Genomic DNA, 19,709 nt, shown 5'->3' with positions numbered 1-19,709 from the left:
ATTACGCCCCTGTAGGAGCTGCCGAAGGCTGCGATCTTTTGATCTTGTTTCTAAAATCAAAAGATCGCAGCCTGCGGCAGCTCCTACAGGACACCGTATCCAGCAGTTAGAACTTGAACTCGGCTGAAACATCCGGCAACTTGCGCGCTTCAGAATACAAGGAGCAACCGATGTCCGGTTCAATCGCCCAGGCGTTCGCGCACAACTTTCTCGGGCACTCGCCACGTTGGTACAAGGCGACCATCGTCGGTTTCCTGATCCTCAATGCGCTGGTGCTGTTCACCGTCGGCCCCGTCGCGGCGGGCTGGCTGTTGGTGATCGAGTTCATTTTCACCTTGGCCATGGCCCTCAAGTGCTATCCGCTGATGCCCGGTGGTTTGCTGTTGATCGAAGCCCTGCTGCTGAAGATGACCACGCCGCAGGCGCTCTACGATGAGCTGGTGCACAACTTCCCGGTGATCCTGCTGTTGATGTTTATGGTCGCCGGCATCTACTTCATGAAAGACCTGCTGCTGTATCTGTTTTCGCGTCTGCTGTTGGGCGTGCGCTCCAAAGCGATACTGTCGCTGATGTTCTGCTTTCTGTCGGCGTTTCTCTCGGCGTTCCTCGATGCCCTCACGGTGACCGCAGTGATCATCAGCGCAGCGGTAGGTTTTTACTCTGTCTACCACCGGGTGGCCTCGGGCAACGATCCGCGCCAGGACAGCGAATTCAGCGACGACCAAAACCTGCCGACTTTGCACCATGCCGACCTGGAACAATTTCGCTCGTTCCTGCGCAGTCTGTTGATGCACGGCGCGGTCGGTACAGCGCTTGGCGGCGTCTGCACGCTGGTGGGCGAGCCGCAGAACCTGCTGATCGGCCATGAAATGGGTTGGCATTTTGCGGAGTTCTTCCTGAAAGTCGCACCGGTGTCCTTGCCGGTACTGGCGGCGGGCCTGGTGACCTGCGTGTTGCTGGAGAAACTGCGCTGGTTCGGTTACGGCACCCTGCTGCCGGACAACGTGCGCGCCGTACTGGCCAACTACGCCGCCGAAGACAACGCTGAACGTACCGCACGCCAGCGCGCTGCGCTGCTGGTGCAAGGCGCCGCCGCGCTGATCCTGATTGGCTGCCTGGCCTTTCACGTGGCAGAGGTCGGCCTGATCGGTTTGATGGTGATTGTGTTGATTACCGCATTTACCGGAATCACCGATGAGCATCGTCTGGGCAGTGCGTTCAAGGACGCCATGCCGTTTACCGCATTGCTGGTGGTGTTTTTTGCCGTGGTAGCGGTGATTCACGATCAACAGCTGTTTGTGCCGCTGATCACGTGGGTACTGGCGCTGCCGGTGGATCAACAACCGGGCATGCTGTTTATCGCCAACGGCCTGCTATCGGCTATCAGCGACAACGTGTTTGTCGCGACCATCTACATCACCGAAGTGAAGCAGGCATTTCTCGCCGGCCACATGAGCCGTGAGCATTTCGAGACGCTGGCGATTGCGATCAACACCGGCACTAACTTGCCGAGCGTGGCGACGCCGAATGGTCAGGCAGCGTTTCTGTTTTTGCTGACGTCGGCAATTGCGCCGCTGGTGCGGTTGTCTTATGGGCGGATGGTCTGGATGGCAGTGCCTTACACCGTGGTGATGGGGTTGTTGGGCTGGTATGCGGTGAGTTACTGGCTGTAAACACAACTCCCTGTAGGAGCTGCCGAAGGCTGCGATCTTTTGATCTTGATTGTTAAAAAAAAGATCAAAAGATCGCAGCCTTCGGCAGCTCCTACAGGGGTTCCGTGATTCAGGGTTTCGGTGATTCAGGGCTTGCGAGGGAGGATGTATTTCTCGATCGCCTGGGCCACACCGTCTTCAGTGTTTGCGCCGGTAACCACATCGGCCTGACGCCGCACCGCTTCTTCCGCCTGCCCCATGGCAATCGACAGCCCCGCGCAATGGAACATCGCCGGGTCGTTGCCGCCATCACCAATTGCCGCCGTTTGTTCCAGCGCAAAACCGAGATGCGCAGCAATCGTTGCCAGCGCGGTGCCCTTGTTCGCCTCCAGCGCCGTGACGTCGAGGTACACCGGTTGTGAACGCGAGACTTGCGCCATGCCGTTGACCTTGGGCAACAGGCGCGCTTCCAGCTCGATCAGAAATTCGGTGTTGTTACTGGTCGCGACGATCTTGTCGATGCGCTCCAGATACGGTTCAAAACTCTCCACCACCACCGGCGGATAACCGAGGCCATGCTGCTCGCGCGGCACCATCGGCCCGTTCGGGTCTTTGAGCAGCCAGTCACCGCCGCTGAACACCCAGACTTCAACATCAGGCTGGTCCGCGAAGGTCGCCAGTGCAATCAGTGCGGTCGTCGCCGGCAGGTAATGCGCCACCAGCAGACTGCCGTCCGGATTGACGATGGTGCCGCCATTGAATGCCGCCGTCGGCAGGTCGACGCCCAGGGCTTCGATCTGCTGCAGCATGGCTTTTGGCGGGCGGCCAGTGGCGAGGCTGAACAGCACGCCCGCCTCGCGCAACGATCGAACGGCGTCGATGGTGCGCTGGCTCAGACTGTGATCGGGCAGCAACAGCGTGCCGTCCATATCGCTCAACAGAAAACGGATAGGCTCGCTCATCCCAGACCATGCCAGACGCGACCATCGCGAGTCAGCAGATCTTCGGCAGCCTGCGGGCCGTCTTCACCGGCGGCATAGGTCTGTACGCTCGCATCCTGCTGCCAGGCGTCAAGGAACGGCTGCACGGCGCGCCAGCCGTTCTCGATGTTGTCGGCGCGCTGGAACAGTGTCTGATCGCCAGTCAGGCAGTCGTAGATGAGTGTTTCGTAGCCGGTCGACGGCTGCATCTCGAAGAAATCCTTGTAAGCGAAACCCAGTTCGATGTTGGCCATGTTCAACGCCGGACCGGGCCGTTTGGCCAGCAGATCGAACCACATGCCTTCGTTGGGCTGGATCTGGATGCGCAGGTAGGTCGGCTGCAACTCGTCGACTTCGGTGTCGCGAAACTGCGCATAAGGCGCCGGTTTGAAGCAGATGACGATTTCAGTGTCGCGCACGCTCATGCGTTTGCCGGTGCGCAGGTAGAACGGCACGCCAACCCAGCGCCAGTTGTCGATCATCACCTTGAGCGCGACGTAGGTTTCGGTGCTGCTGTCGGGTGCGACGTTGGCCTCTTCGCGGTACCCGGCCAGTGGCTTACCGCCCACTTCGCCGGCGCTGTACTGCCCGCGAACCGAGTTGGCCCGCGCTTCTTCCACGGTCCATGGCCGAATGGCGCCGACCACCTTGGCCTTCTCGCCGCGCACCGCATCGGCGCCGAACGCCGCCGGAGGTTCCATGGCGACCATCGCCAGCAACTGGAACAGGTGATTGGGCACCATGTCGCGCAGCGCGCCGGTGTGTTCGTAAAAACTGCCACGGGTTTCAACGCCAACGGTTTCCGCGGCGGTAATCTGAACGTGGTCGATGTAGTGATTGTTCCAGAATGCCTCGAACAGGCTGTTGGAGAACCGGCTGACCAGAATGTTCTGCACGGTTTCCTTGCCCAGGTAATGGTCGATCCGATAGATCTGCTTCTCGGACATGACCTTGAGCAAACAGGCGTTCAGTGCTTCGGCAGTGTGCAGATCGGAGCCGAACGGCTTCTCGATCACCACTCTTCTGAATGCTTCGGGGGTTTCCTCAAGCAAACCGGCGCTGCCGAGACGGCGCACCACTTCGCTGAAGAAACGCGGCGCGGTGGCCAGATAGAACACCGCATTGCCGGTGCCGCTGTCGGCGATTTTCGCCGCCAGCGCGGAATAAGTGCTGTCGTCCAGAAAGTCGCCCTGGACGTAGCTAATGCCTTTGGCGAGCTTGGCCCACAAGGCCGGATCAAGCATCTGATCGCCCTTGCCGACCTTCGCCGCCACTTCGGTGCGGATGAAGTCTTCGAGTTTTTGCGCGAAGGCTTCATCGGTAATGGCGTTGTGGTCAACGCCGACGATCCGCAGACCCTCATCAAGCAAGCCGTCGCGACTCAGGTTGTACAGCGCGGGCATGAGCAAGCGCTTGACCAGGTCACCGTGGGCACCGAACAGGAACAGCGTGGTCGGTGGTGCGGGTTCTGCCTTGGATTTTCTGCGGATCGTATGGGTCATTTTTTCGCAGTCTCTACGTGGCCGCCGAAGCCGAAGCGCTGGGCCGAAAGAATCTTGTCGCCAAAAGTGCCCTGGCCGCGCGAACGGTAGCGCGAGAACAGCGAGTTCGACAGCACCGGTACCGGCACCGCTTGTTCCATGGCGGCTTCGATGGTCCATTGACCTTCGCCGCTGTCGGCCACCGAGCCGGAGAAACCGTCGAGTTTCGGGTCGCTGGCCAGCGCGTCGGCGGTCAGGTCGAGCAACCAGGACGACACCACGCTGCCCCGACGCCAGACCTCGGCAATGTCAGCCACGTTGAGATCAAAACGCTGATCTTCCGGCAGACGCTCGCTGGATTTGGTCTTGAGAATGTCAAAACCTTCGGCGAAGGCCGCCATCATCCCGTACTCGATGCCGTTGTGAATCATCTTCACAAAATGCCCGGCACCGGCGGGACCGGCGTGGATGTAGCCGTGCTCGGCACGCGGGTCATCGGACTTGCGGTCCTTGGTGCGCGGAATATCACCCATGCCCGGCGCCAATGCGGCAAACAGCGGGTCGAGACGTTTTACGGTTTCGGCATCGCCGCCGATCATCATGCAGTAACCGCGCTCCAGGCCCCAGACGCCACCGGAGGTGCCGACGTCGATGTAGTGCAGGCCCTTCTCGGCCAGGGTTTTGGCGCGGCGGATGTCATCCTTATAGTTGGTGTTGCCACCGTCGATAATGGTGTCGCCAGCTTCCAGCAGGTTGCTCAGCGTTTCGATGGTGTCTTCGGTCGGCGCGCCGGCCGGCAGCATGACCCACACGGCACGTGGTTTGGCCAGGCCTGCAACCAGTGCCGGCAAATCGGCAACGCCCGTGGAGCCCTCGGCGACCAGGTTATCGATGAAAGCGGTATTGCGGTCGAAAACAACGGTGGTGTGACCGTTGAGCATCAGACGCCGCGCAATATTGCCGCCCATACGGCCCAGTCCAATAATCCCGAGTTGCATGTGCTGATGCTCCTTACTACAAATAATGTGTGTCAAAAGGTATAGCCCAACGCGACTAATGGAGGTTAGTCCAGAGCACCGGGATGAAGTTTCCGGGCATTGTGCCCGATCTAGACTGATAACGCCCTCAAACCTGTCGAAGACACACCGACCATGAAAAATAAAAAAGTTCCATTTGGAGGCAAAAGAAAACAAAATTGCTGCCGATAGTAAGTCAGCACCCCAAAAAAGGGGGCTACTTACAGTTGAGACACACCATTTGCGAGGTGAGCAATGGGCACAGTACACACAGCAATGCCGCCACAAACCCTGTACGTCACGATTCGTCGCGATGAATTGCGTCAGTTGAAAGACGAGCGCGACCAATTGAAGCAGGAGTTGGCGCAACTGCGCGCGCTGACCCAGGGTGCTCAGCCCAAACCGCTGCCGGTTGTCCAGCGTCACCCGCACGCCTGATATTCCCCGCTATTTTCGGGAACAGCCGACGCTGTTCCCGACACGATGCACCTCTGGCCGCTTTTGCATAGACAAGCGCGCCGATTAACAAAACTTTCACATTCCCTTCGTGATACTGCGCCGCATTCTGGCCGTACCTGCGCGTACGGCGTCCGTTCGTCGGTTTCATGGATGTTCCGGCGGTAGTTGTAACGAGTGAGCTGGAGCGCCGAATGGCATTGTTCAAACGCAGCAAAACGACTGCGGCAGGTTTCGATTGGGCCGGTTTCCTCTGGCTGTTTGTGTTCTTCTGGTACTTCTCCGGCATTACCCAACTGCTGATTCAGATAACCGGCACCTCCGGTTTCACGGGGTTTCGCCAAGCGTTCGTGATGAGCGCGATCTGGCTGGCACCCATGCTGTTATTCCCCAAACGCACAAAACTGCTTGCCGCCCTGATCGGCGTGGTGCTGTGGGCCTGTTCGATGGCCAGCCTGGGTTACTTCTTCATTTATCAGCAGGAGTTCTCCCAGAGCGTCATCTTCATCATGTTCGAGTCGAACGTGTCTGAAGCCGGCGAGTACATGACCCAGTACTTTGCCTGGTGGATGGTCGCGGCGTTCCTCGCGCATACCGCATTCGCTTACTTTCTGTGGACTCGCCTGCGCCCGGTGTACATGCCCCGTGGCCGTGCAATGGTCGCCGCCGCGGCTATCGTGATCGCTGTTGTCGGTTATCCGCTGGTCAAGCAAACGCTGCGCATGGGTACTTTCGCTCAAGGCTTCGAGAAATTCGAAACCCGTATCGAGCCGGCGGTGCCATGGCAAATGGTTGTGGCTTACCACCGTTACCTCGACACCCTGGAAGACATGCAGGGCATGCTGCACAGCGCCAGCAAGATCCCGCCGCTGCATAACCTCAAGGCTGCCGGCGCCGATCAGCCGTCAACGCTTGTGCTGGTAATCGGCGAGTCGACCAACCGTCAGCGCATGAGCCTGTATGGCTACCCGCGTAACACCACGCCGGAACTGGACAAACTCAAGGATCAACTGGCGGTGTTCGACAACGTCGTCACCCCTCGCCCGTACACCATCGAGGCGCTGCAGCAGGTTCTGACGTTCGCTGACGAAGAAAACCCGGACCTGTATCTGTCCACGCCATCGTTGGTCAGCATGATGAAACAGGCGGGTTACAAGACCTTCTGGATCACCAACCAGCAGACCATGACCAAGCGCAACACCATGCTCACGACGTTCTCCGAACAGGCCGACGAGCAGGTGTACCTGAACAACAACCGCAACCAGAACGCTGCCCAGTACGACGGCGACGTGATCGAGCCGTTCAACAAGGCGCTGGCCGATGCGGCACCGCGCAAGCTGATCGTCGTACATTTGCTCGGCACCCACATGAGCTACCAGTACCGTTATCCGCCGACCTTCGACAAGTTCAAGGACCGCAACGGTGTACCACCGGGTGTGCGTGACGATCAGGTACCGACCTACAACAGCTATGACAACGCCGTGCTGTACAACGACTTTGTCGTGTCGAGCCTGATCAAGGATTACGCCAAATCCGATCCGAATGGCTTCCTGCTGTATCTCTCGGACCACGGCGAAGACGTGTTCGACTCGGTGGGCCACAACACCCTGGGCCGTAACGAAAGCAAACCGACCGCACCGATGTACACCATTCCGTTCATGGCCTGGGCCTCGCCGAAATGGCGCGAAAACCATGACTGGAACCTGGCCGGTGACTTGCAGCGACCGTACAGCAGCTCGCATCTGATCCACACCTGGGCAGACCTGGCCGGTTTGAGCTTCGATGAACTGGACCGCAGCAAAAGCGTGGTCAGCGACAGCTTCAAAGCTCGTCCATTGCTGATCGGCGATCCGTATCAAACGGCACAACGGGCGCTGATCGATTTCAGCTTGATGAAGCCCAAACCCGTCGCGGGCGCAGAGCCGAAAGTCGTACAAAAGTGACATAGAAAAAGGGGCCAAAACCGGCCCCTTTTTCATGCCTGCAACATTTACAAATGAAAGTATTTCGCGTTTGATACTAAATCGCAGTGCCCCGCCTCGTCTTTGAACAAACGGATTTTTTCCCCTCGAAGACAAGGAGTCGGCTGCGATGTTCGCGACCCCCATCACCCGTTCCATGACCCTCACCCTCGGCCTCTGCGGAGCCGCCCTGAGCACCGATCTGCTGGCTGAATCCGAACTCGAAAAACCACCGGAGCCCGCAGCCCCGGCTATGCAATTGGAAACAACCAACATCTCCGCCCAAGGCTTGGGCAGCAGCACCGAAAACACCCACGCTTACACCACCGGCGCCATGAGCACCGCCACGCGGATGAACCTGTCGATCAAGGAAACGCCACAGTCGGTGTCCGTGGTCACCCGCCAACAGATGGATGATTTCAAGCTCGGTACATTGTCCGAAGTCATGAGCCAGACCACTGGCGTGGTGGTCCAGCACCTGGACTCGGATCGGGTCAGCTATTCGTCCCGGGGTTATTCGATCAACAATTTCCAGATCGACGGGATGCTCAACACGTTCGACCGGATGAAGTCCGACGCCGACACCATCATTTATGACCGCATTGAAGTGGTGCGCGGTGCCACAGGCCTGACAACCGGCGCGGGCGATCCGTCGGCGACCATCAACATGGTGCGCAAACGCCCGACCGCCCAACTTCAGGCGCTGGCCGGGGTCAGCGGTGGCAGCTACGACGATTACTACAGTTACGTAGATGTTGGTGGCCCGCTGGCCTTCGATGGCCGTTTGCGCGGGCGTACCGTTCTGGCCTATCGCGACAGCCAGTCGTTTCGCGACAAGTACGCACTGCAACGGGAGGTCGGTTACGGGATTCTTGAGGCCGACCTGACCGACTCCACAGTGCTCGCCGTGGGTTATGACTATCAGGACAAACAGGTGCAAGGTTCGGCGTGGGGCACCGTGCCTTACTGGAACGCCGACGGCGGCAAGGCCGGGCTCGGCCGCTCGACCAATATGGCGACTTCCTGGAGCTCGTGGCCGCTCAAGGATAAAACCGCCTTCGCCACCCTTGATCAGGCACTGGCAGGTGGCTGGCACCTGAAAGCGGCCTACACCCATCGCCAAAGCGATATCGACGGCAAGGTCTACTACGGCGGCGCAGGCTTTCCCGAGGCGGACCGCAGCGGCATGATCGCTTACACATCGCACATGGTCGGCACGCAGAAAATGGACGTCTATGACTTCAATCTCTCGGGCCCCTATTCGTTGTTCGGCCGCGAGCACGAGATGATGTTTGGCTATGGCGAAGCCGAGCACCGCTCCTACTCCCCCAAGACCGTCGACGGTCCCGTACCGGACGACTACGGTACGATCCGCGACTGGAAGTACATGGGTAGCATCGGCAAGTTTCCCGACACCGTCACCGGACTGACCGGCTCAAGGGGCAGCACGCGGCAGAAGGCTGGCTATATCGCTACGCGCCTGAGCCTGACCGACCAGTTGCACGCCGTGATTGGCAGCCGTTACGGCAGTTGGGAAGGTGAAAATTCCGATCACTACTATGACAAAAACCTGCAATTGACCCGCGTTGAAACAACCCGTCAGCAACAAAATGACGTCTGGACACCCTACGCCGGCCTGCTCTACGACCTGACGCCGGAGTACACCGCTTACGTCAGCTACACCGATATTTTCAAACCGCAGAGCAACCGCGACAGCAGCCGCAAATATCTTGACCCGGTGGTTGGCAGCAACTACGAACTCGGTTTGAAGGGCAGTTTGCTGGAAGAGCGACTCAACGTCGCCACGGCGCTGTTCTGGAGCAAGCAGGACAACGTTGCCGAGGTCGACAATTCGGTGCCGCCAGATCCCGTCACGCGCGAACAGTTTTACAAGTCCGGTGGTAAAGGCAACAAGGTCAGCGGTTTCGAAGCCGAGGTTTCGGGCGAAATCAGCAACGGCTGGAACATGACCGCCGGCTACACCTACACCCATTCGGCCAACGGTGAGCAACAACGCACCAATGAAGACCAGCCGCTGAACATGCTGCGGGTTTCCACGGCGTATCGTTTGCCGGGCGAATGGCAGGCGCTGACTGTCGGCGGTGCAGTGAACTGGCAAAGCCGTATTTTCGGCGATTCAAATCGCCCGGTCGGCCGCGATGCCGAGGGTGCATTCATCACCGAAAACACCAAAATCCACCAGGGCGCCTACACCGTGGTCAAGCTGATGTCGCGCTATGCCATCGACAAAAACCTCTCGGCCTCGCTTAACGTCGACAACCTTTTCGACAAGAAGTACTACGAGAACGTTGGCTTCTACAATGGCGTCTACTGGGGCGATCCGCGCACGGTCACGTTGAGCCTAGACTGGAAGCTCTGACACGACGCCTGATTACTCCCTTCTGACACAGGAAGTTGTGTTGAAGGAAAATGTCATGGGTGAAGACTGTATCTGCTGTCGGGATTCAACTGTGGATGGGATTTATCTGTGACTAGGATTTATCTGTGGTGAGGGGATTTATCTGTGGCGAGGGGATAAATCCCCTCGCCACATTTTGCTGTTAACCCCGCGTTAATTCGCTCGGCACAGACTTGCCTGCGAGATCTGCTTCATGGACGAACGGCTCCGACTTGTTCAGTAGGAGGCACCATGAAAATCACTACCGCAATGCTTGCCGGGCTACTCGCCCTCGGTTCCGCCAGCGTATTCGCTGAAGGAGGCGCCGAACGTATGCGCCATTACTACGACAACTTCCCGGTCCATCACGCGCAAAGCGAACAGACGAGCGACGCCAGCGCGAAAGAGATTCGGGTTCCCGCCGATCAGACGGCGCAAGTGACCGAGTCCTACCGCAACTGAGTTTTTACCGAGCAACCGATGGACCTCCCACGGCTGTGCTCCGGCCTGGGAGATGACAGTTAGGCGCCCTTTTCGGGCGCCTTTTTTATGCCTGAAGGTCTTTGATCCAGAACAGCATGCGCCCGTGATCCGGGTTGAACATGCCTGGCGCAAAGCCGAATTTGCTGTAGGCGTTTTGTGCCACGGCGTTGCCTTCCAGTACTTCGAGGGTGATCTTGCAGCAGCCGCGCTGACGGGAGATTTCCTCGACCTTGCGGAGCATTTTCTGGCTCAACCCCAAACCGCGAAACTTGCTCATCACCGCCACGTCGTGGACGTTGACCAAGGGCTTGCAGGCGAAGGTGGAAAACCCCTCAAAGCAGTTCACCAGCCCTGCCGGCTCGCCGCCGACGAATGCCAGCACACTGAAGGCGTGCGGCCGGCGCGCCAGCTCTTCGGGCAGTCGGCGCAGCAACTCAGGGTCGATCGGCTGCTCGCCGCCCATGGGGTCTTCTGCATAGTGATTGAGTACTACGCCGATGGCCTCGGCATGCAGTGGATTGGTGTAACTGGCCTGAAGCACAAGAATTTCTGCGGAATCCATTTCCATCCCCGAACACAAAAGCCCCGGCGCGCAAAGTGCTTGCTGATAGGCTGTGTTGACCTTAGCGCGAGCGCGGGGCGGCAGACAACCTGCAAGAAAAGCAAAAGAACAAAAGATCGCAGCCTTCGGCAGCTCCTACAGGAGATCGGTGTAGGAGCTGCCGAAGGCTGCGATCTTTTGTAGGTCAACGACCCCAGATCAGTTCCTCGGTCCAGCCCAGTTCAGCAAAATCCCCGGCGCGCAATCCAGCCTCACCGACACAGAAAAACTCATCCAGTTGCGGCGGTTTCACGGTCGTATCGCTAAGCATTGAATGCACCTGCCCACGATGATGAATCTGATGCTCAAACAGGTGCGAAAGCATGCGCAAGCGACTGTCGTGCTGCGGCGTCTCGCGGGCGATGGTGACGAGCCGGCCCAGATCGGCATCGCGCAGTTGTTCGCAATAAGCGATCAGCCGGCGATCGACACGGGCCTGTTCCTCACGCAATGGAAGTGGGTCGGTAAAGGGTTCGTCGGCGTTGAAAAACACGTAGCAGTCCGGATGCGGTTCGTCCCCGCGCAGTTCGCGCTCCAGCGCATCCACGTAGAACCAGTCACAGGTGAGGATATGGTTGAGGGTCAGCCGCAGGCTCGGAAAAAAACTCACCCGAGGGGCCGACAGGTCGCTGTCGCCGAGTTGCGCCCAGGCCTTGGCCAGTCGGTGGTTGGCCCAGGCGTTTTGATACGCCATGGTCAATAGATGATGGGACAGCGGCTGGTTCATGTGGGCGCCCTCTTCTTTCAAGCCTCGGCAAAGCGCTGCAACTGCATTTCCTGCAAGCGACTGAGGGTGCGGCGGAACGGGAATTGCAGATAGCCCTCGGTGTAGAGCGCCTCCATCGCCACGTGTGCCTCGATGTACAGCGGCACCTTGCGGTCGTAGCACTCGTCGACCAAGGCGATAAAGCGCCGTACGCCATCGTCGTGCACCGATAACTGTGGCAACTCACGATCCCCCGCCACCACTTGCGCGGAGCCGTCTTCGGTGCCGCGAGCGATGCGTCCTTCGCGCTTCTGTGCGCTGAGGTTAGGCACGTCGCTCAACAGAATAGCCCGGTAGTTGTCGCACAGCGCGATAAAATCCATGGCGGCGAACGGTTGCTCGCACAGGTCGGCATAGCGACACCAGAGTACCGTCTGACTGGCCTGCACCACGTTGAGCACTCGATGGCCGACCGTTACCGGTGCAGCGCTCGCCGATTGCCCGGCCGTCAACGCTTCAAAGACCTCGCGCAGCGCACTGGTGCCTTCGGCAGTGGCGACAAAGTAGCGCTGGTGAATCGCGCCCGGATGCAAGCGATGATCCTCGGCGCCATTCACCGGGACTACCTGCATATGCGCCTTGATCGCGGCGATCGCCGGGACAAAGCGGTCGCGATTGAAGCCATCGGCGTACAAATCATCCGGCGGCAGGTTGGATGTACAGACCACCACCACGCCTTCGTCGAACATCACCTGGAACAGGCGCCCGAGAATGATCGCATCGCCAATGTCGTTGACGAACAGTTCGTCGAAGCACAGCACCCGCACTTCGCCCGCCAATTCCTTGGCCAGCGCACGCAGCGGATCGGCGATGCCGGTCAACTGGAACGAACGCTGGTGCACCCAGCCCATGAAATGATGGAAGTGTTGGCGCCGCGCCGGCACTCGCAAGCTTTGATAGAACTGATCCATCAGCCACGTCTTGCCGCGCCCGACCGGGCCCCACAAGTACACACCGCTGACCGAGCGGGCACCGGCGTGTAAGGCTTCGTGGCATTTTTGCAGCGCCCATACGGCGTGCTCCTGAGCTTCATCCTGGATGAAACCCTTGTGCTCGATGGCATGCTGCCAAGCGCTTAGCGGAGAGTCGAAATTCATGCGCGGCAGTATGCCATGGCTTGCCCACACCTTTAAGTCACCCCAACTCCCTGTAGGAGCTGCCGAAGGCTGCGATCCTTTGATCTGGCTTGTGATCTGAACAACCAAAGTCAAAAGATCGCAGCCTTCGGCAGCTCCTACAGGATCGGGGCTGTGTTCAAACCTTCCACACCCAATAAAACCTGACCTTTCAGGCAGTTTTATTGCGTTGCCCTCGCCGCTCTCTTCCGGCATCCTGCGCCTCCATTTTCTGACCCGGCCCCGCCTCACGGCGCGCAAATCACCATGACCGCCTCTGAAAAAGCCCTGCGCAACAACGATCTGATCTACGGCCTCAACGACCGCCCGCACCTGACCGCCACTGTGTTTGCTGCGTTGCAACACGTGTTGGCGAGTTTCGTCGGCATCATCACCCCGACCCTGATCATGGGCGGCGCCCTCGGTCTGCAAAGCGAAATCCCCTACCTGATCAGCATGGCGCTGTTCGTCTCGGGCCTGGGCACGTTCGTTCAGGCCAAGCGCTTCGGCCCGGTGGGCTCTGGTTTGTTGTGCCTGCAAGGAACAAGTTTTTCATTTATCAGCGTGATTCTCAGTGCCGGGTTTATGGTCAAGGCTCGCGGCGGCGGCACGGATGAAATCCTTTCGACGATCTTCGGCGTGTGCTTTTTCGCTGCGTTCATTGAAGTGGCGCTGAGCCAGTTCATCGGCAAACTGCGCATGCTGATTACCCCAGTGGTCACCGGCACGATCATCACGCTGATGGGCCTGTCGCTGATCAAAGTGGCAATGACCGACATCGCCGGCGGTTTCGGCGCGGCGGATCTGGGCGGCGCCAGCCATTTGTTTCTGGCGGCGCTGGTGCTCGGCACCATCGTGGTGCTGAACCGGGTCGACGTGCCGTTCCTGCGTCTGGGCGCGATTGTTATCGGCCTGACCCTCGGCTACGTGGTCGCCTGGCTGATGGGCACCGTCGACTTTGCCAATTTGCCCGACGTGCCGGTGGTCAGCGTGCCGGTGCCGTTCAAGTACGGCTTCAATTTCGACTGGGTAGCGTTTGTGCCAATCGCGGTGATTTTCCTTGTCTCGCCACTGGAAGCTGCCGGTGACCTGACTGCCAACTCGATGATTTCCCGGCAACCGGTCAAAGGCCCGTTGTACATCCGCCGGATCAAGTCCGGCTTGCTCGCCGATGGTCTCAACTCGGCGATGGCAGCGGTGTTCAACAGCATGCCGATGGTGACCTTCGCGCAGAACAACGGCGTGATTCAGCTGACCGGCGTGGCCAGCCGTTACGTCGCTTTTTTCATTGCCGGCCTGCTGGTGCTGTTGGGGTTGTTCCCGATGATCGGCGCGGTGTTGCAACTGATGCCCAAACCGGTGCTCGGCGGCGCCGAACTGGTGATGTTCGGCACCGTGGCCGTGGCCGGGATCAAGATCCTTGCCGAGGCTGGCCTGCACCGACGCAACATGCTGATCGTGGCCATTTCGCTGGGCATGGGCCTTGGCATCGCCGCCGTGCCGGAAGTGCTGCGCGAACTGCCGCAAGCGCTGCGCAATATCTTCGAATCGCCGATTACCGTGGGCGCGTTGTGCGCTATCGTGCTGAACATCTTCCTGCCGGAAGAATTCATCGAACTTGAGGAAGACGACTTCGATCCGGAAGCTTCTATTCTGCAAGTCATGGAAAACCCGGATGTCCCGGCCAAGGGTGAACCTGCTTCGCCTGCGGCTGTCGCACAGTTGAACCGCTAAAAGCTGCGCCTGTGAAAAAGGGCTGAGCCTGCAATCGGTTCAGCCCTTTTTTGTTGAGAGACTGTTTATGCGCCGCTTGCACGCTTTCATCCTGTCACTCCTTCTGCTGTCGCTCAGTGCCTGCGCGCTATTTCCCAATCGTGACCCGGTCAACATCAATGTGGTCGGCATCGAACCGCTGACCAGCCAGGATCTTGAAGTGCGTTTCGCGATCAAACTGCGCGTACAGAACCCCAACGAAACCGCTATTGATTACAACGGCATCGCCCTCGATCTGGAGGTCAACGGCCATGCGCTGGCCTCGGGCGTCAGCGACCAGAGCGGGACGATCGCGCGGTTTTCCGAAACCGTGGTCAGCGTCCCGGTCAGCGTTTCGGCGTTCTCGGTGTTGCGCCAGACCCTCGGCCTGAGCCAGACACAAACCCTCGACAACCTGCCCTACGTGCTGCGCGGAAAACTCGCCGGCGGGCTGTTCGGCACCATGCGTTTTGTCGACAGCGGCAAGCTCAGCCTGCCCAAGGCCAGCGCCGCGACCTGGTAAAAATACGTGAGCCTCGCGGATCAACTCACTGACCTTGCCAGGCCGGCGCAATCCAGAACCCCCGAGTGTTGCCCTGTTGGAATCCAGATACGACTCAGGGCAGGCTTTGCCACAAGGATTAAGTATTGAACCGCACACCCGGTTTGGCGCGTTCATCCACGCTCAACTCGAACACATCGGGCCGCGCATAATGGCCGACCACGTCGTAGTCATAGCGCGCCCGAATCAGTTCATCGGTATCGATTTCAGCAGCCAGCAACCCCGCCTCGCCGCGCAACGGCCCCGCCAGCACATCACCCATCGGCCCGACGATCACGCTGCCACCGGCAATCAACGGACGATCCGCCGGCCAGTTCGCAATTTCGACTCCCAGCTCATTTGGCGATGCCTGCACCTGACACGCGCTGACCACGAAACAGCGACCCTCATGAGCAATGTGACGCATGCTCACCTGCCACATATCGCGCTCATCCACGGTCGGCGCGCACCAGACCTCGATACCCTTGGCGTACATCGCCGTGCGCAGCAACGGCATCATGTTTTCCCAGCAGACCACTGCGCCAAGTTTGCCGACCTGGCTGTCGAGCACCGGCAGCGTCGAGCCGTCGCCCTTGCCCCAGATCAGCCGTTCCGTACCGGTGGGCATCAGCTTGCGATGTTTGGCGACAAGTCCTGACTGCGGATCGAAGTACAGAGCCGTGCAATACAACGTGCTGCCCGCGCGCTCGATTACGCCGATCACAAGGTTGGCCCCCGTGCGCGCCGACAACGCCGCCAACGCCTCGGTTTCCGCACCCGGCACATCAATGGCATTGGCAAAATAGCGTGCATACGCTTCACGACCTTCGGGCAAGCGATAACCCAGTTGCGTGCCGAAGCCTTCACCTTTCGGATAACCACCAAGCAACGCTTCCGGCATCACTACCAGTGCCGCGCCGGATTCAATGATGGCGGCTTCCCAACTGAGGATCTGCGCCAGGGTTTCGCCTTTACCACCGGATAACGCGCCAATTTGCAGCGCAGCAACAATTGATTTTGGCATCGCGGTCACTCCATCGGATTCAAGTGTTGCTGATTCTCCGGCGCCACGGGATCATGAATAAAGCCCCAATCGCTGCTGAATGATATGAGCCAAATGAATATCGCCACGGTCGACCTCAACCTGTTGAAAGTCTTCGAAGCACTGCATGAAGAATCCAGCGCCAGCCGCGCAGCGTTGCGTCTGGGCGTGACGCAATCGGCAGTCAGCGCGGCGTTGCGGCGCCTGCGTGAGGTTTATGGCGATCAATTGTTCGTGCGCACCGGGCGCGGACTGGCGCCGACGCTCAAGGCCAATCAGTTGAAACCGGTGGTCAGCGAGGCGCTTGACAAGTGTCGGCAAAGCCTGGCGATGGTTGATCCAGCAGCCAATCACTACGAAGGGCGGTCGGTTACGGTGGGCCTGTCGGACGATTTCGAAATCGCTTACGGTCGCCGCCTGATCGAAGAAATCGCCCGTAGCGCGCCGAAGCTGCGGCTGATCTTCCGGCAGACTCACAGCCAGATTGTCGCCCGCGACCTGATGGAACGCAGCATCGATCTGGCGATCACTGCCGGCGGTTTTGCCGAACGCTTGCTCAGCCGTCAGGTGTTGGGTGAAGGGGGTTACGCATGCCTGGTGGACCCGGCGAGCCTTGCGCCCGGCCAGCAACAGATCGATCTGCAGGAGTTTGTCGCCCGCGAGCACCTGCTGGTGTCGTCAGGAGGGTTTATCGGCATTACCGATGAAGGGCTGGCGGCGCTAGGTTTGAGTCGCCGGGTCTGCGCATCGACCACGCATTTTGCCGCGCTGCCCTTTCTGCTCAAGGGCAGTCAGGCGGTGGCGACGATTCCGGCGCATGCCGCCGTGAGCATCGCCGCACTCAGCGGCTTGGCGCTGTTGCCCTGCCCGTTGGCCCTGCCGCGTTATCCGATCGAACTCGGCTGGCGCACCAGCACCCAGATCGACCCTGTGGTGGTGAAGGTGCGCGAAGCAATTGTTGCGGGTTTCAAACGCGACTGACGTGGTCTTACTTCGCCGCCATCAAGCGGTTGACCTCACTGCGCACCATGTTGGCGAACTCCGGCGGTGACATGCCGTCGAGTTCCGCACGGACCCACTCGGCCCATTTGCCCTTGCGCTTGGCGCGCTCGCCGAACAACCGTGCAGCCTCGCCTTTGGCTTTGCCAAGATTACTTTGCCAGAGGTCGAACAGACGGGATTTCTCGTCTTCCAGCGCGGCGCGCTCTGCGAGGGGTTTGTCGGCCAGATTGAAACTCATGGGGAATTATCCTGCGGCGTAAAATGCCGACATCTTACACGCTCGACGGAAATCTCCCGCGCAGGTTTTTGATTCCGGACTAAATTCAGTGCAACTTTTTACTCAGCGTCACACTCCATTGATCACTGTCCATTCAACTGCAAGGAGTCACCCAATGGCCCGCAAATCCGCCGTGCAAGCCGCTCAGGATCAAATCAAGGATCAAGCTTTCAGCGACCTTCAGGCACTGATCGAAGAGTCCGACAAACTGCTCAAGAGCAGCGCCTCACTGGTTGGCGAAGAAGCGGAGACCCTGCGCGGACAAGTCGCGCTGAAGCTGCAACAGGCGCTGGATTCGGTTTCCAGCGTACGCGAGCGCACCAAACCCGCTGTCGATGCCACCGAGAGCTATATCGGCGGCCATCCTTGGCAGACCGTGGCGATTTCAGCTGGTTTTGGTTTGGTAGTGGGATTGCTGCTGGGTCGTCGCTAAGCAAAAAAACCTTTTTAGAATCAAAGCTTTAACTTGATCAGAAACCCATTGTGGGGAGGGGATTTTTGTGGCGAGGGGATTTATCCCCGATGGGTCGCGAAGCGGCCCCCGCTTTTGAATCAAAAGCAGGGGCCCGCTGCGCAGGCCATCGGGGATAAATCCCCTCACCACATTGATCCTCACCCCATTTCAATTACTTGCCAGATCCCCAAACAACATTTCAATTACGTGCCAGATCCCCAAGCAACATTTCAATGACCTGCCAGATCCCTCAGCTGTCCCAAAGTCTGTTCATCCAGCACGATCCCCTCCGCCAGTGACCTGGCCCGTTGCAAATGCCGACGATCCCCCGGTAATCGCTTGAGCCCTGCCCCATGCATCTGCCGCACCAGTTCCTCACTGCGCTCGGCGAAACTCTGCCCCGCCGCTTTACTCGGATCGATGACGATCAATAACTGCCCGGTCCACGGTGTTTTCGCGCCGGGATGATTTGACCAGTCGAACTCGAAAGAGAAATTCCCCCCGGTCAACGCCGCCGCCAGCAATTCCACCATCATCGACAGCGCCGACCCCTTATGGCCGCCAAACGGCAACAATGCCCCACCTTCGAGAATCGCCTTGGGGTCCTGGGTTGGCTGACCGAGACTGTCGACTCCCGTGCCTGCCGGCACCTTCTCGCCCTTGCGCGCAGCAATCTGCACGTCGCCATGGGCGATAGCGCTGGTGGCCAGGTCGAAAACAATCGGCGCGGCGCCGGCGCGTGGCGCGGCGAAAGCAATCGGGTTAGTGCCGAACAACGGTCGATCGGCGCCGTGCGGCACCACGCAGGTCATGCTGTTGACCACACTCAGCGCAACCAGACCTTCCTCGGCGAAAGGTTCGACATCCGGCCACAGGGCAGCAAAGTGATGCGAGTTGCGAATGGCCAACACGGCGATCCCGGCATGACGCGCCTTCTCCACCAGCAACGGTCGAGCCGCTGCCAGTGCCGCCTGGGCGAAACCATTGCCGGCATCAACACGCACGAAACCCGCGGCGACGTCTTCGATCTGTGGCACTGCGTGGCCGTCGACCCAGCCACTTTTCAGGGTCGAGACATAACCGGGAATTCGGAACACGCCATGGCTGTGGGCGCCATCACGCTCGGCATTGGCGCAGTTGGCGGCCAGCACCTGAGCCACTTCAGTGGAGGTGCCATGGCGCAGAAAAATCGTTTCGAGCAATCGGGTCAGCGTTTCGAGTGAAATCGACGACGCAGAAGCAGGCGTTGCACAATCGTGTGGCGCAGACATCTGAAGCTCCAGAATAATTATTGGAGGGAACACCAGCGTACGGATAACTTGCCCACCGATTAACCACGCCAGACCCGCCTGCTGTCAACCCTCCGACCGCCAGTGCAGCGGCACTGCCAAGGCTGGCTGCGCGATAACTATCTACCACCCGTGCCGCGGGCACGCCTTTAGCCTTGAGCCTCACATTTCGCGCCGAACGCGCCATACCGAGACTCGATGATGACCGTGCCTGTACCCCCGCTCCTTTTCCCCGAAATCCTGAATTCATCTGGCCAGTGGATAGCACTGGGCAAGACCCATAACCTCAACGACAACGACTTCCGCTGGCTCGCCAACGTCGAACTGGCCACACAGGCGCTACGCAGCAAGCAGACCCCGCCGATGCTCGCGCAAAGCATTAGCCTCGATATAGGCGAACCTTCGCCCGTCGCGTTGGCAGGCAGTTTTATTCTCAGTGAAAC

The 19,709-nt window shown here is 59.2% G+C and carries 18 protein-coding genes; 9 read left to right on the top strand and 9 right to left on the bottom strand.

Going from position 1 to position 19,709, the window contains the following annotated elements; translation table 11 throughout:
- The first annotated feature begins 170 nt into the window (after positions 1–170).
- Complete coding sequence (gene nhaB, locus ICA15_RS22805; RefSeq protein WP_150615712.1) at positions 171–1,673, top strand: sodium/proton antiporter NhaB; 1,503 nt, start codon at positions 171–173, stop codon at positions 1,671–1,673.
- Positions 1,674–1,798: 125 nt separating this feature from the next.
- Here the strand turns inward: nhaB and ICA15_RS22800 are convergent, their stop codons facing one another.
- Genes ICA15_RS22800 through gnd form a run of 3 tightly spaced genes read right to left on the bottom strand, consistent with a single transcriptional unit; the run spans position 1,799 to position 5,111 of the window.
- Positions 1,799–2,614, bottom strand: a complete 816-nt coding sequence (locus ICA15_RS22800) for an HAD family hydrolase (RefSeq protein WP_210554715.1) — start codon at positions 2,612–2,614, stop codon at positions 1,799–1,801.
- Complete coding sequence (zwf, locus tag ICA15_RS22795; protein ID WP_150603119.1) at positions 2,611–4,134, bottom strand: glucose-6-phosphate dehydrogenase; 1,524 nt, start codon at positions 4,132–4,134, stop codon at positions 2,611–2,613. The genes ICA15_RS22800 and zwf overlap by 4 nt, the downstream gene beginning before the upstream one ends.
- Entirely contained in the window at positions 4,131–5,111 is a 981-nt protein-coding gene (gene gnd, locus ICA15_RS22790; protein ID WP_150603120.1) for a phosphogluconate dehydrogenase (NAD(+)-dependent, decarboxylating), read from the bottom strand. Before gnd ends, zwf begins: the two co-directional genes overlap by 4 nt.
- Before the next feature lie 273 nt (positions 5,112–5,384).
- Between gnd and ICA15_RS22785 the strand changes: the two genes are divergently transcribed.
- The 4 genes from ICA15_RS22785 to ICA15_RS22770 all read left to right on the top strand — a co-directional run bounded on the left by ICA15_RS22785 (position 5,385) and on the right by ICA15_RS22770 (position 10,406).
- Entirely contained in the window at positions 5,385–5,567 is a 183-nt protein-coding gene (locus ICA15_RS22785; protein WP_064391122.1) for a DUF6026 family protein, read from the top strand.
- Positions 5,568–5,779: 212 nt separating this feature from the next.
- Positions 5,780–7,528 carry a phosphoethanolamine transferase CptA gene (locus tag ICA15_RS22780; protein WP_210554714.1) on the top strand — a complete coding sequence of 583 codons (1,749 nt, stop codon included), beginning with the start codon at positions 5,780–5,782 and terminating at the stop codon, positions 7,526–7,528.
- A 148-nt stretch (positions 7,529–7,676) separates the two neighbouring features.
- Complete coding sequence (locus tag ICA15_RS22775) at positions 7,677–9,926, top strand: TonB-dependent siderophore receptor (protein WP_210554713.1); 2,250 nt, start codon at positions 7,677–7,679, stop codon at positions 9,924–9,926.
- Between the two features lie 270 nt (positions 9,927–10,196).
- Positions 10,197–10,406 (top strand): hypothetical protein, encoded by a 210-nt coding sequence (locus tag ICA15_RS22770; protein WP_150603123.1) that lies wholly within the window; start codon positions 10,197–10,199, stop codon positions 10,404–10,406.
- Between the two features lie 85 nt (positions 10,407–10,491).
- Here ICA15_RS22770 and ICA15_RS22765 read toward each other — a convergent pair whose 3' ends face one another.
- From ICA15_RS22765 to zapE, 3 genes are all read right to left on the bottom strand, one after another.
- Positions 10,492–10,989: a GNAT family N-acetyltransferase gene (locus tag ICA15_RS22765; protein ID WP_150603124.1), complete on the bottom strand. Its 498-nt coding sequence runs from the start codon at positions 10,987–10,989 to the stop codon at positions 10,492–10,494.
- 184 nt (positions 10,990–11,173) lie between these two features.
- Positions 11,174–11,755: a DinB family protein gene (locus ICA15_RS22760; RefSeq protein WP_210554712.1), complete on the bottom strand. Its 582-nt coding sequence runs from the start codon at positions 11,753–11,755 to the stop codon at positions 11,174–11,176.
- Positions 11,756–11,772: 17 nt separating this feature from the next.
- Entirely contained in the window at positions 11,773–12,891 is a 1,119-nt protein-coding gene (gene zapE / locus ICA15_RS22755) for a cell division protein ZapE (protein WP_210554711.1), read from the bottom strand.
- A gap of 285 nt (positions 12,892–13,176) precedes the next feature.
- On the opposite strand from zapE, the gene ICA15_RS22750 reads away from it, so the two are divergent.
- Positions 13,177–14,643 (top strand): nucleobase:cation symporter-2 family protein, encoded by a 1,467-nt coding sequence (locus ICA15_RS22750; protein WP_150603127.1) that lies wholly within the window; start codon positions 13,177–13,179, stop codon positions 14,641–14,643.
- A gap of 67 nt (positions 14,644–14,710) precedes the next feature.
- Complete coding sequence (locus tag ICA15_RS22745; protein ID WP_150603128.1) at positions 14,711–15,184, top strand: LEA type 2 family protein; 474 nt, start codon at positions 14,711–14,713, stop codon at positions 15,182–15,184.
- A 118-nt stretch (positions 15,185–15,302) separates the two neighbouring features.
- On the opposite strand, the gene ICA15_RS22740 is transcribed toward ICA15_RS22745, so the two are convergent.
- Positions 15,303–16,226, bottom strand: a complete 924-nt coding sequence (locus ICA15_RS22740) for a carbon-nitrogen hydrolase family protein (RefSeq protein WP_210554710.1) — start codon at positions 16,224–16,226, stop codon at positions 15,303–15,305.
- Between the two features lie 84 nt (positions 16,227–16,310).
- On the opposite strand from ICA15_RS22740, the gene ICA15_RS22735 reads away from it, so the two are divergent.
- On the top strand, positions 16,311–17,225 hold the full coding sequence (locus ICA15_RS22735; RefSeq protein ID WP_210554709.1) for a LysR family transcriptional regulator: 915 nt from the start codon (positions 16,311–16,313) through the stop codon (positions 17,223–17,225).
- A gap of 7 nt (positions 17,226–17,232) precedes the next feature.
- Here the strand turns inward: ICA15_RS22735 and ICA15_RS22730 are convergent, their stop codons facing one another.
- Positions 17,233–17,484, bottom strand: a complete 252-nt coding sequence (locus ICA15_RS22730) for a hypothetical protein (RefSeq protein WP_042559031.1) — start codon at positions 17,482–17,484, stop codon at positions 17,233–17,235.
- Positions 17,485–17,638: 154 nt separating this feature from the next.
- On the opposite strand from ICA15_RS22730, the gene ICA15_RS22725 reads away from it, so the two are divergent.
- Complete coding sequence (locus ICA15_RS22725) at positions 17,639–17,956, top strand: YqjD family protein (RefSeq protein WP_150603131.1); 318 nt, start codon at positions 17,639–17,641, stop codon at positions 17,954–17,956.
- 251 nt (positions 17,957–18,207) lie between these two features.
- Here the strand turns inward: ICA15_RS22725 and ICA15_RS22720 are convergent, their stop codons facing one another.
- Positions 18,208–19,248 carry an Ldh family oxidoreductase gene (locus tag ICA15_RS22720; protein WP_210554708.1) on the bottom strand — a complete coding sequence of 347 codons (1,041 nt, stop codon included), beginning with the start codon at positions 19,246–19,248 and terminating at the stop codon, positions 18,208–18,210.
- Positions 19,249–19,709 lie beyond the last annotated feature (461 nt).

It is taken from the genome of Pseudomonas sp. P116 (assembly GCF_020149425.1).
GTDB classification, from domain to species: Bacteria; Pseudomonadota; Gammaproteobacteria; order Pseudomonadales; family Pseudomonadaceae; genus Aquipseudomonas; species Aquipseudomonas anatoliensis.
This window is presented reverse-complemented; position numbering and strand designations above follow the sequence as displayed.

What these genes read in the sequence shown, in the direction of transcription:
- nhaB (WP_150615712.1), top strand. Translation starts at nt 171, where the DNA reads ATGTCCGGTTCAATCGCCCAGGCGTTCGCGCACAACTTTCTCGGGCAC.
- ICA15_RS22800 (WP_210554715.1), bottom strand. Translation starts at nt 2,614, where the DNA reads ATGAGCGAGCCTATCCGTTTTCTGTTGAGCGATATGGACGGCACGCTG.
- zwf (WP_150603119.1), bottom strand. Translation starts at nt 4,134, where the DNA reads ATGACCCATACGATCCGCAGAAAATCCAAGGCAGAACCCGCACCACCG.
- gnd (WP_150603120.1), bottom strand. Translation starts at nt 5,111, where the DNA reads ATGCAACTCGGGATTATTGGACTGGGCCGTATGGGCGGCAATATTGCG.
- ICA15_RS22785 (WP_064391122.1), top strand. Translation starts at nt 5,385, where the DNA reads ATGGGCACAGTACACACAGCAATGCCGCCACAAACCCTGTACGTCACG.
- ICA15_RS22780 (WP_210554714.1), top strand. Translation starts at nt 5,780, where the DNA reads ATGGCATTGTTCAAACGCAGCAAAACGACTGCGGCAGGTTTCGATTGG.
- ICA15_RS22775 (WP_210554713.1), top strand. Translation starts at nt 7,677, where the DNA reads ATGTTCGCGACCCCCATCACCCGTTCCATGACCCTCACCCTCGGCCTC.
- ICA15_RS22770 (WP_150603123.1), top strand. Translation starts at nt 10,197, where the DNA reads ATGAAAATCACTACCGCAATGCTTGCCGGGCTACTCGCCCTCGGTTCC.
- ICA15_RS22765 (WP_150603124.1), bottom strand. Translation starts at nt 10,989, where the DNA reads ATGGATTCCGCAGAAATTCTTGTGCTTCAGGCCAGTTACACCAATCCA.
- ICA15_RS22760 (WP_210554712.1), bottom strand. Translation starts at nt 11,755, where the DNA reads ATGAACCAGCCGCTGTCCCATCATCTATTGACCATGGCGTATCAAAAC.
- zapE (WP_210554711.1), bottom strand. Translation starts at nt 12,891, where the DNA reads ATGAATTTCGACTCTCCGCTAAGCGCTTGGCAGCATGCCATCGAGCAC.
- ICA15_RS22750 (WP_150603127.1), top strand. Translation starts at nt 13,177, where the DNA reads ATGACCGCCTCTGAAAAAGCCCTGCGCAACAACGATCTGATCTACGGC.
- ICA15_RS22745 (WP_150603128.1), top strand. Translation starts at nt 14,711, where the DNA reads ATGCGCCGCTTGCACGCTTTCATCCTGTCACTCCTTCTGCTGTCGCTC.
- ICA15_RS22740 (WP_210554710.1), bottom strand. Translation starts at nt 16,226, where the DNA reads ATGCCAAAATCAATTGTTGCTGCGCTGCAAATTGGCGCGTTATCCGGT.
- ICA15_RS22735 (WP_210554709.1), top strand. Translation starts at nt 16,311, where the DNA reads ATGAGCCAAATGAATATCGCCACGGTCGACCTCAACCTGTTGAAAGTC.
- ICA15_RS22730 (WP_042559031.1), bottom strand. Translation starts at nt 17,484, where the DNA reads ATGAGTTTCAATCTGGCCGACAAACCCCTCGCAGAGCGCGCCGCGCTG.
- ICA15_RS22725 (WP_150603131.1), top strand. Translation starts at nt 17,639, where the DNA reads ATGGCCCGCAAATCCGCCGTGCAAGCCGCTCAGGATCAAATCAAGGAT.
- ICA15_RS22720 (WP_210554708.1), bottom strand. Translation starts at nt 19,248, where the DNA reads ATGTCTGCGCCACACGATTGTGCAACGCCTGCTTCTGCGTCGTCGATT.